The organism is Nonomuraea bangladeshensis, assembly GCF_039529455.1.
GTDB classification, from domain to species: Bacteria; Actinomycetota; Actinomycetes; order Streptosporangiales; family Streptosporangiaceae; genus Nonomuraea; species Nonomuraea bangladeshensis.
Map to the genome: position 1 here is coordinate 134,572 of NZ_BAAAMV010000013.1, position 13,212 is coordinate 147,783.

The 13,212-nt window shown below is 70.9% G+C and carries 14 protein-coding genes; 4 read left to right on the top strand and 10 right to left on the bottom strand.

Annotated elements, in window-relative coordinates; translation table 11 throughout:
* Positions 1-49 precede the first annotated feature (49 nt).
* Together ABD292_RS39730 and ABD292_RS39735 are read right to left on the bottom strand one after the other, a co-directional pair.
* The gene (locus tag ABD292_RS39730; protein ID WP_344216844.1) at positions 50-283 is read right to left on the bottom strand and encodes a hypothetical protein; all 234 of its coding nucleotides are present in this window, start codon (positions 281-283) and stop codon (positions 50-52) included.
* The gene (locus tag ABD292_RS39735; RefSeq protein WP_344216846.1) at positions 273-1,976 is read right to left on the bottom strand and encodes a PspC domain-containing protein; all 1,704 of its coding nucleotides are present in this window, start codon (positions 1,974-1,976) and stop codon (positions 273-275) included. Before ABD292_RS39735 ends, ABD292_RS39730 begins: the two co-directional genes overlap by 11 nt.
* 113 nt (positions 1,977-2,089) lie before the next feature.
* On the opposite strand from ABD292_RS39735, the gene ABD292_RS39740 reads away from it, so the two are divergent.
* From ABD292_RS39740 to ABD292_RS39750, 3 genes are all read left to right on the top strand, one after another.
* Complete coding sequence (locus ABD292_RS39740) at positions 2,090-3,304, top strand: ATP-binding protein (protein WP_344216848.1); 1,215 nt, start codon at positions 2,090-2,092, stop codon at positions 3,302-3,304.
* Complete coding sequence (locus ABD292_RS39745) at positions 3,301-3,933, top strand: response regulator (RefSeq protein WP_344216850.1); 633 nt, start codon at positions 3,301-3,303, stop codon at positions 3,931-3,933. The genes ABD292_RS39740 and ABD292_RS39745 overlap by 4 nt, the downstream gene beginning before the upstream one ends.
* 121 nt (positions 3,934-4,054) lie before the next feature.
* Positions 4,055-5,044 carry a L,D-transpeptidase gene (locus tag ABD292_RS39750; protein WP_344216852.1) on the top strand — a complete coding sequence of 330 codons (990 nt, stop codon included), beginning with the start codon at positions 4,055-4,057 and terminating at the stop codon, positions 5,042-5,044.
* Between the two features lie 73 nt (positions 5,045-5,117).
* Here ABD292_RS39750 and pcrA read toward each other — a convergent pair whose 3' ends face one another.
* Positions 5,118-7,355: a DNA helicase PcrA gene (gene pcrA, locus ABD292_RS39755; protein ID WP_344217060.1), complete on the bottom strand. Its 2,238-nt coding sequence runs from the start codon at positions 7,353-7,355 to the stop codon at positions 5,118-5,120.
* A gap of 126 nt (positions 7,356-7,481) precedes the next feature.
* Between pcrA and ABD292_RS39760 the strand changes: the two genes are divergently transcribed.
* Positions 7,482-8,201 (top strand): PIG-L deacetylase family protein, encoded by a 720-nt coding sequence (locus tag ABD292_RS39760; protein WP_344216854.1) that lies wholly within the window; start codon positions 7,482-7,484, stop codon positions 8,199-8,201.
* 19 nt (positions 8,202-8,220) lie between these two features.
* On the opposite strand, the gene ABD292_RS39765 is transcribed toward ABD292_RS39760, so the two are convergent.
* The 7 genes from ABD292_RS39765 to ABD292_RS39795 form a co-directional block, all read right to left on the bottom strand.
* Positions 8,221-8,631, bottom strand: coding sequence for a PIN domain-containing protein (locus tag ABD292_RS39765; protein ID WP_344216856.1), 411 nt, complete (start codon positions 8,629-8,631; stop codon positions 8,221-8,223).
* Positions 8,622-8,855, bottom strand: a complete 234-nt coding sequence (locus ABD292_RS39770; RefSeq protein ID WP_344216858.1) for a type II toxin-antitoxin system VapB family antitoxin — start codon at positions 8,853-8,855, stop codon at positions 8,622-8,624. The genes ABD292_RS39765 and ABD292_RS39770 overlap by 10 nt, the downstream gene beginning before the upstream one ends.
* 207 nt (positions 8,856-9,062) lie before the next feature.
* The gene (locus ABD292_RS39775) at positions 9,063-9,755 is read right to left on the bottom strand and encodes a CPBP family intramembrane glutamic endopeptidase (protein WP_344216860.1); all 693 of its coding nucleotides are present in this window, start codon (positions 9,753-9,755) and stop codon (positions 9,063-9,065) included.
* A 64-nt stretch (positions 9,756-9,819) separates the two neighbouring features.
* Positions 9,820-10,077 carry a WhiB family transcriptional regulator gene (locus tag ABD292_RS39780; protein WP_329585258.1) on the bottom strand — a complete coding sequence of 86 codons (258 nt, stop codon included), beginning with the start codon at positions 10,075-10,077 and terminating at the stop codon, positions 9,820-9,822.
* A gap of 98 nt (positions 10,078-10,175) precedes the next feature.
* Positions 10,176-10,841, bottom strand: coding sequence for a neutral zinc metallopeptidase (locus ABD292_RS39785; RefSeq protein ID WP_344216863.1), 666 nt, complete (start codon positions 10,839-10,841; stop codon positions 10,176-10,178).
* A 4-nt stretch (positions 10,842-10,845) separates the two neighbouring features.
* Positions 10,846-12,309, bottom strand: coding sequence for a glutamate-cysteine ligase family protein (locus ABD292_RS39790; RefSeq protein WP_344216865.1), 1,464 nt, complete (start codon positions 12,307-12,309; stop codon positions 10,846-10,848).
* A gap of 64 nt (positions 12,310-12,373) precedes the next feature.
* Entirely contained in the window at positions 12,374-13,168 is a 795-nt protein-coding gene (locus ABD292_RS39795; RefSeq protein WP_344216867.1) for a hypothetical protein, read from the bottom strand.
* Positions 13,169-13,212 lie beyond the last annotated feature (44 nt).

A 13,212-nucleotide genomic window follows, 5' to 3' on the forward strand; every position in this document is an offset into this window, starting at 1 on the left:
GAAAGGCGGACACACCCGAAATTACGCTTGTGTTACGCCCGGTCAAGGGTCACTTACCGCGGACCGCCCTCGCGACGATCGCCACGAGGCCCGCGAAGGCCAGCCCGAGCACCAGGACACCCATCAGGACCAGGGCATCCGTGAGCGCACGGGTCACCACCAAGATCCCGAGCGCGACGAAGAGCACGCCGCTCAACAGCGCCATCCAGTCCGTACGGTGCACCCGCCGGGGCCGCTCCACCTCGTAAGCTATCCCGTCCCACGGGTCCGTCTCACGCGGCACGCCGCACCTCCATGTCGCCGAGCCCGCCCTTCAGGTCGAGCACGATCGTCGAGACCTTGCCCTCCGGCTTCGTCTCCGGCTCCAGCACCTGGTTCACGCGGACGTTCACGCCGCCGTGGATCCGCTGGTCGATGCGGATGTCGCCGACCCGGTTGCTGGCGTGCAGCTCCAGCCGCACCGTGGGCGGCACGATCACCTCCAGCTCGCCCATCGAGATCCTGGCCTCGACGGACGCGGTCGTGCCCGGAGGCAGCTCCAGCTCCGACAGGTCCAGCAGGCCCTGACCCGCGCCGACGTCGTACACGGGGACCGCGGCCAGCTCGCTCAGCGTGCTCGGCGCCCACTCGGACGGGCCGAAATTACGCGGCAGCCCGCCCACCGCGAGGCCGACGCTGACCGCGAGCGCCACCGCGGCGCCGGCGGCGACCAGCCCCGCGCCGCGGCCCCACCAGGTGGCGACCAGGAGGCCGGCGCCGATGGTGATGAGCATCGCGCCGCCGACGATGGTCGGGCTCACGCCGGCGGCGGACCTGGTCTGGACCGCCACGACGATCCCTCCAATGATGATGGCGAGCAGGATGGTGATGCCGCCGATGAACGACTTGGGGCGAGGCGCGCGCTTCGGGCGGCGCGGCGCGGGGCGGGCGTACAGGGCCGGGTCGTACGGCGAGGAGTAGCCGCCGGCGCCGGCGCGCCTGGCGGGGTCGAGGGGCCGGTAGGGGCCGTTGGGCGCGAACGGCTCGCCGTAGGCGAGTGCGGTCCGCGGCCGGTACGCGCCCGGCTCGTCCTCGGGTGACCGCTGCCCGGCCTCCTGCCGCCCGGCCGGCTCGTGCGCGAACTCGTACGCGGTCGGCTCGTGCGGCGGCACGGGGTGCTCCGCCGTCACGGCGTCCTCCCGGGCCGCTCGGCCCGTCTCGTCCCGGCCCGCTTCGTCCAAGGCCGGCCCTTCCAGGGCCGCGTCGCCCTGGCCGGCGTCGCCCTGGCCGGCGTCGCCCTGGCCGGCGTCGCCCTGGCCGGCGTCGCCCCGGCCCGGCTCGTCCCCGCCCGGCTCGTTCACGCGGAGCTCGTTCACGCGCGGCTCAGCCGCGGGCGTCGCGGGCGTCGCGGGCGTCGCGGGCGCGGCGGGCGCGAAGTGCGCGGTCGGCGCCGAGGGCATGGTGGGCATCGGGTGGGGAGCCGGGCGGACCGGGGGCGTGGGCGGCGGGCTCGCGTACGTCGGCGCGGGCTGCCCGGCCCGCGGCCGCTGCCTCAGCCGCTCCGGCATCGACCGGGCCAGCCCCAGCAGGTCGACCCCGTTGACGTGCGCGGCCAGCAGCGACACCGCCAGGAACACGCCCACCACGAGCGTCCCATCGTCGATCCAGACCGTCGCCAGGTTGAGCCCCAGCCCGAGACCGAGCACCGCCGTCAGCAACGCCAGCACGGTCTCGGCGTCGAAGTCGCGCCGCGTCCACTGCTCGATGATGCCCGGGCTCCCGTTCGGCTCCTTCATCAACAGGAACGCCGCGATGTACAAGAAGAGCCCCACGCCCGAGCCGAGCAGCAGCACGGCGAAGGCCACCCGGAACACCACCGGGTCGATCCCGGTGTGGCGGCCCAGCCCCGCGCACACCCCCATGACGATGCGCCCCTCGCCGCTGCGTCGCAGTACGGTGGGGGGAGCGGCCGGATCCCTGGGCGGAGCTTCTGTCATGCCACCATCGTGGCCCCACCGGCGCACCGCTCGCATCCGGGAGACCCCTGACCCGACCCGGGGGTCGTTCCCTGATGCCCGGTCCGCCCCTTACATGTGACGATGACGGTGTTATGGCTGACCAGAAGACACTCGCCGAGCCGGGCACCGGCGAAAAAGCGCCGTTCCGGCGGATGATGCGCCCGATGGAGGGCCGCCTGCTCGGCGGGGTGGCCCAGGGACTGGCCACGCAGCTCAAGCTCGATCCCGTGGTGATCAGGCTGATGTTCGTGCTGCTCAGCGTGGTGAACGGGGTCGGCATGGTGGCCTACGCCGTGCTGTGGATGGTCACGCCGCGTCAGCCGCACGAGGGGCCGCCGCCGCAGCGTGACTGGAGCCAGCTCGCCGCGTTCACCGCGATCGGGATGGCGCTGGCCGCGTTCGGCTGGCTGACCGGGGCGTCGGCGGGCGGCATCGGCATGTTGCCGTTCGCCGCGGGCGGGATCGGCGCGCTGATCCTGTGGCAGCAGGCCGACCCGGAGCGCCGCCGGAGCTGGATGAGCGGGGCGACGCTCAGCATCAGGAAGAACCGCGTGCGCACGCTGCTCGGCGTGGGGCTGGTGGTGATCGGCGCGATCGGGTTCCTCTACTGGCAGGGCGAGCTGGCCCAGGCCCAGCAGGGGCTGCTGTTCACCGTCGTGGTGGTCGGCGGTCTGGCGGTCATCGCCGCGCCCTGGCTGGCCGGCCTGTGGAAGGAGCTCCAGCTCGAACGGCGCGAGCGCATCAGGCAGGAGGAGCGCGCCGAGGTCGCCGCCATGGTGCACGACTCGGTGCTGCACACCCTGACGCTGATCCAGCGCGTCGCGCACGACCCGCGCGAGGTCACCCGCCTGGCCCGCGCGCAGGAGCGCGACCTGCGCAACTGGCTCTACCAGCCGGCCCAGGACGCCGACGCGACGGTGGCGGCGGCCGTGCGCAGGATCGCGGCCGAGGAGGAGGACGCGCACGGCGTGCCGATCGAGGTGGTGTGCGTCGGTGACGTGCCGTTCGACTCGGGCGGCCGGCTCGCGGCCATGATGAAGGCGGCCCGCCAGGCCATGGTCAACGCGGCCAAGTACAGCGAGAGCGACTCCATCTCGGTGTACGCCGAAGTAGAGGGTGAAGAAGTGGCCGTTTTCGTGAAGGATCGGGGCAAGGGCTTCGATCTCGACGCGGTCCCCCTCGACCGGATGGGGATCAGGGAGTCCATCATCGGCAGAATGGAACGCCACGGCGGCTCGGCCAGGATCCGCACCGAACCGGGCGAGGGCACCGAAGTGATGTTGAAGATGAAGGTGGAGAACGAATGACGCGCGTGCTGATCGTCGACGATCACCGGCTCTTCCGCTCGGGCGTACGCGCCGAGCTCGGCGACTCGATCGAGGTCGTGGGCGAGGCCGAGGACGTCGAGTCGGCCGTCAAGGCGATCGCCGAGCTGCAGCCGGAAGTCGTCCTGCTGGACGTGCACATGCCGGGCGGCGGCGGCCAGGAGGTGCTGCGCCGGGTGCTCGGCGCCGGCTCGCCGGTCCGCTTCCTCGCGCTGTCGGTCTCCGACGCCGCCGAGGACGTCATCGGCGTCATCAGGGGCGGCGCCCGCGGCTACGTCACCAAGAACATCAGCGGCAAGGAGCTGACCGACGCCGTCCGCCGGGTGGCCGAGGGCGACGCGGTGTTCTCGCCGCGGCTGGCGGGGTTCGTGCTGGACGCGTTCGCCTCCTCCGAGGCGCCCTCGATCGACCCGGAGCTCGACTCGCTGACCCAGCGCGAGCGGGAGGTGCTGCGGCTGATCGCGCGGGGTTACGCGTACAAGGAGATCGCGAAGGAGCTGTTCATCTCGGTGAAGACCGTGGAGACGCACGTGTCGTCCGTGCTGCGCAAACTCCAGCTCTCCAACCGCCACGAGCTGTCCCGCTGGGCCACCGCCCGCCGCCTGGTCTGAGGCCGATTCGGCCGGATTTGGACCGTTACAGGATAGTTATCGGCTAGCTGCCTACGAATCAGGCGTCTCGTTTGTCACACAGAGAGGTACCGAATGAGCACTTAGTCCAGGAGTAACCCCCTTGAAGCGCGTCACCCGGATGCTTCCGGCTCTGTTCGCCCTGGTCGTCGCGACGGCCTGTGCGGCGGAGACCGCCCCCATCCCGCAAGCCCGCCCCACGGCGGCCCCCCAGGGCCAGGCCGCCGTCGCCCCGGTCGCGGCCACCACCACCCCGTCGCCCACCCCCACGACCACGGCCAAGATCAAGCTGGGCATCGCGGACATCACCCCGATGGGGGAGAAGACCGAGAAGGTGGGCGTCGGTTTCCCGATCATCGTCACGTTCGACCGTGACGTGAAGACCAAGGACCGCGCCACGGTCGAGGCCCTGCTGCAGGTCGAGTCCGACAAGCCCAACGAGGGCGCCTGGCGGTGGGTGTCGGCCCGCAAGATCATTTATCGGACGAAGGCGTACTGGAAGCCGTACCAGAAGGTGCTCTTCACCGCGCGGCTGTCCGAGCTGCCCGGCAACACCGGCGGCAAGGACGTCTCCCGCCGCTTCGCCGTCGGCTCCCAGAACATCTCCCTCGTCGACACGCGCAAGCACGTCATGAAGGTCTACCGCAACGGCAAGCTGGCCAAGAAGATCCCGATCAGCGCCGGCCGCGGCGGCCTGATGCGCGGCGGCGTGGACGTCTACCTCACCACCAGCGGCACCCACCTCACCATGGGCAAGAAGGCCGTCGAGACCATGACCTCCTCCTGGATGGGCGTGACGGATCCGAAGGACCCGCGCTACTACAAGGAGGAGATCCCCTGGGCCGTGCGGATCTCCGACAGCGGTGAGTACGTCCACCAGAGCGCCGGCTACTACCAGTATCTCGGCCGCTCCAACCAGAGCCACGGCTGCGTCCGCGCCACGCCCGAGGGCGCCAAGTGGTTCTACACGATCGCCCAGCGCGGCGACGTGGTGAAGATCACCGGCACCAAGCGCAAGCTGCAGTGGAACAACGGCTGGAGCTACTGGCAGCTCAGCTACAGCCAGTGGAAGAAGGGCAGCGCCCTGAAGTAGAGCGCCCCGAACGCGAGAAGGCGCGCCGCCGGCAGATCCTGGACGCCGGCGGCGCGCCTTCGCGTCGGTGCCTCTACAACTTCTCCAGCGGCGCGTACGCCAGCAGCAACGTCTTCTCCCCGCCGCTGCCGAAGTCGACCTTGACCTTGGTCTTCTCCGCCACGCCGTCGACCGACACCACCGTGCCGAGGCCGAACTGGTCGTGCGTCACCCGGTCACCGGGCGTCAAGGAGGGCACCTTGCGCCCGCCCGCGCCCGCCGCGCCGCCCCTGGCCGGCGCCGGCCGCGCCGCGGGCTCCCTGCGGGTGGCGGCGCTCCACGCCGACTTCTCCGGATCGGTGCGCCAGTCGATGAGCGTGCCCGGCACCTCGTTGACGAAGCGCGAGGCCGGATTGAACGCCGGCGCCCCCCACGAGCTGCGCACGGCCGCCCGCGTCAGGTAGAGCCGCTGCTGCGCCCGGGTGATGCCGACGTAGGCCAGCCGCCGCTCCTCCTCCAGCTCCTTGGGCTCGCCCAGCGACCGGACGTGCGGGAACACGCCGTCCTCCATCGCTGTCAGGAACACCACGGGGAACTCCAGGCCCTTGGCGGTGTGCAGGGTCATCAGCGTGACGACCCCCTGCCCGCCGTCGGCCTCGGGGATCTGGTCGGCGTCGGCCACCAGCGAGACCTGCTCCAGGAACTCCACCAGCGTGCCCTCCGGGTTGGCCTCCTCGAACTCGGCGGCCACGGAGATCAGCTCGTTGAGGTTCTCCAGGCGGGACTCGTCCTGAGGGTCCTCGGACGCCTCCAGCTCGGCGCGGTAGCCGGTGGCCACCAGCACCTCCTCGGCCAGCGCCGACGGCGGCACGCCCTCGGCCTTGGCGATCAGCTCCTCCAGCATCGCGACGAACTCACGCACCGCGTTGAGCGAGCGCGTGGCCATGCCGTAGGCCTCCTCGGCCCGCCGCAGCGCCTCCCAGTAGGTGATCCGCTCGCGCGCCGCCAGCGCCTCGACCATCGCCTCGGCCCGCTCGCCGATGCCCCGCTTGGGCACGTTGAGGATGCGCCGCAGGGACACGACGTCGCTGGGGTTGGCCAGCACCCGCAGGTAGGCCAGCAGGTCCTTGACCTCCTTGCGCTCGTAGAAGCGCACGCCCCCGACCACCTTGTAGGGCAGCCCGGTGCGGATGAAGATCTCCTCGAACACGCGGGAGGCCGCGTTGGTGCGGTAGAAGACCGCCACGTCGCCCGGACGCACGCCCTCCTCGTCGCTCAGCCGGTCGACCTCCTGGGCCACGAACATGGCCTCGTCGTGCTCGTTGTCGGCGACGTAGCCGACGATCTTGGGGCCGTCGCCCTGGTCGGACCAGAGGTTCTTCGGCTTGCGCGACTCGTTGCGGGCGATGACGGCGTTGGCCGCGGCCAGGATGTTCTGGGTCGAGCGGTAGTTCTGCTCCAGCAGGATCGTGCGGGCGTCGGGGTAGTCGCGCTCGAACTCCAGGATGTTGCGGATCGTCGCGCCGCGGAAGGCGTAGATCGACTGGTCGGCGTCGCCGACCACGCACAGCTCGGACTGGCTGGTGCCGGAGCGCACCTGCTCGCCGTCGGCGGTGCGCAGCTCGGGGTGGCCGACCAGCTCCCTGATCAGGATGTATTGGGCGTGGTTGGTGTCCTGGTATTCGTCGACCAGCACGTGCCTGAACCGCATGCGGTAGTGCTCGGCCACGTCGGGGAAGAGCTGGAACAACGTCACCGTGTTCATGATGATGTCGTCGAAGTCCATCGCCCCGGCCTCGGTGAGCTTGAGCTGGTAGGACTTGTAGGCCTGCGCGAGCGTCTTCTCCAGGTGCGAGCCGGCCCGCTCGATCGCGCTCTCGTAGTCGATCAGCTCGTTCTTGAAGTTGCTGACCTGGGCGGAGAACGAGCGCGGCGGGTAGCGCTTGGGGTCGAGGTCCATCTCGCGGCAGACCATCGCCATGAGCCGCTGGGAGTCGGCCTGGTCGTAGATCGAGAAACTGGACGGGAACCCGAGCCGCTTGGCCTCCCGCCGCAGGATGCGCATGCACGCGCTGTGGAACGTCATCACCCACATGGCCCGCGAGCGCGGCCCGATGAGCTTGTCGATGCGCTCCTTCATCTCCTTGGCGGCCTTGTTGGTGAACGTGATCGCCAGGATCTCGCCCGGATGCACGTCACGCTCGGCCAGCAGGTAGGCGATGCGGTGGGTGAGCACCCGAGTCTTCCCCGACCCCGCTCCCGCCACGATGAGCAGGGGGCTGCCGTGATGGATCACGGCCTCGCGCTGCTGCGGGTTGAGGCCGTCGAGCAAGGGGTGGTCAACAGAGACTTGGGTCGGCACCTACCTAGGTTAAGACGCTCCACCGACAAACGGCGCCCGGAATGCGATCCGCCGGACGCCGGTTCTCCCTCAAGAACACCGTGCGAAAGGGGAGTCATGCTGCCGCAGACCGAGATCAACCGGGTGCTGTACGTGACCGCGCATCCCGACGACGTCGACTTCGGCGCGGCCGGGAGCGCGGCGCTCTTCGTGGACCGGGGGGTCGAGGTCACCTACCTGCTGGTGACCGACGGCGACGCGGGCGGCAACGAGCGCACGCTGGACAACACGGGGATGGCCGAGCTGCGGCGGACCGAGCAGCGCGCCGCGGCGAAGGCCGTGGGCGTCACCGACGTCCGTTTCCTCGGCTACCCCGACGGCCAGGTCGTGCCGTCCCTGGAGCTGCGGCGTTCGATCGCCCGCGTGATCCGGCAGGTGCGTCCCGACCTGGTGGTGACCCACCACCCCGACCGCAACTACCGGTTCGTCGCGCCGAGCCACCCCGATCACCGTGCCGTCGGCGGCGCCGCCCTGGACGCCGTCTACCCCGACGCCCGCAACCCGTACGCCTTCCCCGAGCTGCTGCTGGAGGAGGGGCTGGAGGCGTGGACGGTCCGCGAGGTCTGGCTGACCGGCGGAACCACGCCCGACCATTACGTGGACGTCACCGACGTCATCGACCGCAAGCTCGCGGCCCTGCTGTCGCATGTGAGCCAGGTGGCGCACGTGGAGGGGTTCGCCGAGGGGGTCAAGAGCCGCTTCGCCGCCTGGGGCGAGCAGGCCGGCTTCGGCGCGGGCCGCTACGCGGAGGCGTTCCAGGTCGTCCCCACGGCCTGACCGGGGCAGGCGCGCGTGCTCAGGGGATGGAGCCGGGCGGCGCCACCCAGAGCGCGGGCTGCCCGGTCACCTCGGCGATGAGGTCGAAGTCGCGGTCGTAGTGCAGCACCGTCGCCCTGTGCACCTCGGCGCAGGCGGCGATCAGCAGATCACGCACCCCGACGCCGCGGTGCCGCCCTCGTGCGAGGAGCTGCTGCTGCACCTCCAGGGCCCGCCGCGCCACCGCCAGGTCGAGGGGGAGCCAGACGCACTGCCGCTGGGCGACCAGGGCGGCGCGGCCCTGGGCGGGGTCACGGGCGCCGTGGACCGCCTCCAGATCGATGATGGCGCAGGTGGCCACGGCCCGGGCCGAGAAGAGCGGGCGCAGCGCCCTGGCGACGACCTCACTCGTACGGAGGCGGGCCAGGGCGCTCTTGTCGATCAGGTACATCCGTCCTGGTGGCACCACGCACGCTTCATGATCTCCGGGTCCAGCAGATCCGAGTTGTCCCTCGTCCGCCAGTACTCGAACGCCTTGATAGCGCTCGCCTTCTCCGCGGCCTGCTCGACGATCGCACGGAGCGCAGCGTGCACCGTCTCCGTGATGGTCGCCGTCCCGAGCTTCCGCCGGGCCGCTTCCAGAAGTTCCTGGTCGATGTCGATGACCGTGCGCATGCGGCATCACCTCCGTGCCCTCCATCAGAACAAGTGATCTTGGACGCGCTTCCCCCGGCGGCACCGGCCGTGGGAAGCACGCGCTCACGGAAGGTAGAGCATCGACATGACGAAATTTTGGAGCGGTCCAACAGCAGTGCAGGATCCTCGTCCTGCGAGGCAAGGATCTTCCTTCTCAGAGGGGGTGCGGACCCACTGAGCAAGCAATCATCTTTTGTCGTCCTTTTTCGCTGCGATCCGGGCGAAAAAGTAGCCAAGCGAGTTCGTCGACAGATGCAACATGACGGGAGCCAGCAGGCCACGGCGGCGCCGCAGTTCGCAGAAGAGCACGCCCGCCGCCGCCGTCGACACCACGCTCCCCGCCACCACCCGCGCCGTGTCGAGCCGCGCGGGCGACTCGCCGGCCGTCAGGGCGCCGAGCGCCGGGTTGGCGCGGGCCATGTCGACGGCCGGGAGGATGTGCCACAGGCCGAACAGGGCCGAGGAGAGCGCCGTGGCCGCCCCCGTGCCGTGCCTGCGGCGCAGCATGGCGTACAGGGCGCCGCGGAAGCCGACCTCCTCCAGCAGGACCGTGGCCAGCGGCACCTGGATCAGGGCCTCCTCCAGCAGGCGGGCGCGGGAAAGCGACAGGGCGCGCTCGTCGTGGAAGAGCGGCCTGGTGCGGGGCAGCGCGACCCCGGCGGTGTAGACGGCGGCCACGGCGCCCGCCAGCATGCCGCCCGTGACCGCGCCCCGCCGGCCGTGCTCGAACCCCATCTCCTCCCACGTGGCGCCCGACCTGCGGGCCATCGCCACCAGGGCGGCGGTGGCGAGGGCGGAGGTGAGCGGGCCCAGGCGGGGGGCGACCTTGTTGTTCATGACGTTGGCGGCGGCCAGCACGGCGACGGAGCGGAGGATCACCTCTGCAGGCTACGTCGGCCCCCGCCCGCCCGGCGGTCTCGTCGGTCTCGTCGGTCCCGTCGCCTCAGGAGGCGGCGGAGTCGCGCCAGCCGGCCGGGAAGCGGGAGCGGCGGCGCTCCTGCGGCGTCAGGCCGCCCCAGATGCCGTCCGGCTCGCCCGCGCGTAACGCGTACGCGCGGCACTCCTCCAGCACCTGGCAGCTCGCGCAGACCGCTTTGGCCCGCGCCTCCTGCTGCGGCGAGGGGGCGAGCGGGAAGAAGAGGTCAGGGTCGCTGGACCTGCACGCCCCCCGGCGCAGCCAGCCGATCTCCTCCAGTGGCATGGACCCACCGTACGGCTCCGACATGATCGACCACATCATCCTCCGGGTTGATGGGGGAATACGCCCCGGGATGACCTCCGCTGCCAGGAACGCCGGGGTCAGCAGGCGCCCACGCCGCTCCGGTACCCCTCGGCGAAGGCCGACTGCCGCTGCTCGGCGGTGCCGTGCGCGGCCGGGTCGAGCCAGTCGTCCGTGGGGTCGCCGGCCGCCTCCAGGCTCAGCAGCAGCTCGTCCTCGTCGCCCGGCTCCGCGCGCAGCGCGCCCCCGCTCACCAGGCCCGACAGGGTGGCGCCCGCGTAGCAGTCGGCCTGCAGCTCGGCCTGCACGTTGAGCTGGAACGTCGAGCGGAGCTGGGCCTGGACCGCGTGACCGAACTCGTGCGGGATGATCACGTACACCGAGCCGTCGCCCATGTCGCTCCACAGCCCCTCCATCCAGTCCCGGTCGAAGGCGATGAAGTGGCCGACCGGGCAGTAGAAGGCGTTGTTGGGCACGGCCGGCTGGCCGCCGCAGCTCGGCCCGGCGGAGCCGGAGTAGGGGATGAACTCGGTGATCGGCCGGTAGGTCCGGCCGAGCCGGGCGAACTGCTGCTTCCAGAACTGCTCGCTCAGCGTCCGCGCCGAGACGACGTCGTCCTCGAACGTGTCGTCCTGCTGCGCGTCACCGGGCGGGTTCATCGAGGGCGGCCGGGTCAGGCCGCAGGACAGGACGGAGGCGGCCAGGACGAGCAGGGCGAGCACGAAGCGGAGGGGCGCGCGGGTCACCAGCTCAGACTTCCCACGTATGCACGGGCTCATTCGTATGCATACGCCCGATGTAGTCCAAGGTCATCGCCCGCAGCGCCTCGTGCCGGTCGCCGCCCTCCGCGCGCACCCGGCGTACCTGCCAGTCGGCTCCCGTGACGCCGCTCAGGCAGCGTTCCTCGATGATGCCGAGCAGCCGGTCGGCGACCGGGCGGTCCACGCCCCACAGGGCCAGCCCCTCGTGCGCGGCCGGCAGCAGCCGGCGCAGGATCAGCTCCGACGCGGGCACCTCGCCGAGTCCCGGCCAGTAGAGCCGCGCGTCGAGGCCGTGCCGGGCGGCGGCGGCCAGGTTGTCCTCGGCGGTCCTGAAGGACATCCGGCTCCAGATCGGCCGCTCGTCGTACGGCAGCACGCGCATCAGCCCGTAGTAGAAGGCGGCGTTGGCGGCCACGTCGGCGACGGTGGGCCCGGCGGGCAGGACGCGGTTCTCCACCCGCAGGTGGGGCAGGCCGTCCACGACCGCGTACACGGGCCGGTTCCAGCGGTAGACCGTGCCGTTGTGCAGGGTCAGCTCGTGCAACTGGGGGATGCGGCCCTGCTCCAGCTCGGCGCGCGGGTCCTCGTCCGCGCAGAGGGGGAGCAGGGCGGGGTAATAGGTGACGTTCTCCTCGAACAGGTCGAAGACGCTGGTGATCCACCGCTCGCCGAACCACACGCGCGGCCGCACGCCCTGCGCCTTCAGCTCGGTCGGCCGGGTGTCCGTGGCCTGCTCGAACAGCGCGATCCTGGTCTCGTGGTGCAGCTCCTTGCCGAACAGGTACGGCGAGTTGGCCGCGACGGCGACCTGCGCGCCCGCGATCGCCTGGGCCGCGTTCCAGTGCGCGGCGAACGACTCGGGGCTGACCTGCAGATGGAGCTGGACACTGGTGCAGGCGGCCTCCGGCGTGATGCTGTCGGCGCGGGTGTCGAGGCGTTCCGTGCCCTCGATGCACAGGTGCAGGTCCTCACCGCGGGCGGCGAAGATCTGCTCGTTGAGCAGCCGGTAGCGGGGGTTGGCCGACAGCGAGCCCTCCTCGACGTCCCGCTCGCGCAGGGTGGGGAGGATGCCGACCAGCATCAGGTGGCCGCCCAGGGAACGGGCGCGCTCCTCGGCGTGGTTCAGCCGGGCGCGTACGTCGTCCTCCAGCCGCCGCGGCCCGTCGCCGCCCAGCTCCTGCGGCTCGACGTTGATCTCGATGTTGAACTGGCCCAGCTCGGTCGCCCAGTCCGGGCGCGCGATGGCGGCCAGCACCTCGGCGTTGCACATGGCGGCCTCGCCGCGTGCGTCCACGAGGTTGAGCTCGATCTCCAGGCCCGCGAGCGGGCGTTCGAGCTCGAACCTGGACTCGCGCAACATCTGGGCGAAGACGTCGAGGCACTGGCGTACCTTCTCGCGGTACTTCCTGCGGTCCTCACGGCTGAACACGACGACCGGCACGTCCCTGCCCATATCATGCAATGTCGCATGCCGAGCGCCACATGAACAGGCGGGACGCGCCGATCGACGGGAAAGCTCAGTACGCGTACACGTCGAAGGCGCTCTGCGGGATCTCCTCCGGCACGCCGGCGCCCTCTTCGAGGTCCTTGACGTCCACCCACGCGCTCTCGGCCGGAGCCTTGACGCTCACGCGGGAGCCCCAGCCGGTGTAGCGGGTCTCGGTGACGCCGACGGTCTTGCCGAGCACGCCGAAGTCGAGCGTCCAGGAGGTCCGCAGCAGGGTGACCAGCCCCTTGCCGTTGACGCCGAGCGCGTACGACACCTTGATCTTGCTGACCGGTCCGGTCAGCTTGCTCCCGTACGCCTTGGCGATGTCCTTGTAGGAGATCTCGCCCTTGTACGTGCCGCCCTTGTTGCTCTTCGCCTTCGTCAGCAGCAGCCTCAGCACCTTCGGCTCGAAGACGTCGACAGGCTGGTTCATGGTGGCGCCGGCGGGCGAGTCGGAATAACGCACCCACTTCTTGCCTTCGGGCAGATCCTTTCCGTAGATGCCGCCCTGCACGTACGTGTGACCGCCCACGCTGATCAGCCGGTCGGGGCTGAAGGACGTGCTGCGGCGGTTCTTGGTGGAAACGTCGACGGCGACGACGCCGCTCTTGCCGAACGCGAGCCGGCCGCTCGACTTCTCATTGGCCATGGTCTTTCCGTTGACCTTGGTGCTGGCCGTCTCGGTGAAACGCACGCCGTGACCGGGCACGTACTGCTTGCGCAGCGCCTTGACCGGGTCGATCGGCGCGGCCTGGGCGGCGGGCGCCGCGATCACGAGTGTCGCGGCGCAGGCCGCCGTCAGGCCCGCGAGAAATCGCTTCATGGGATTCCCTTGATTCGGTTATTGAGGGGTCCGGGAATCCTGTC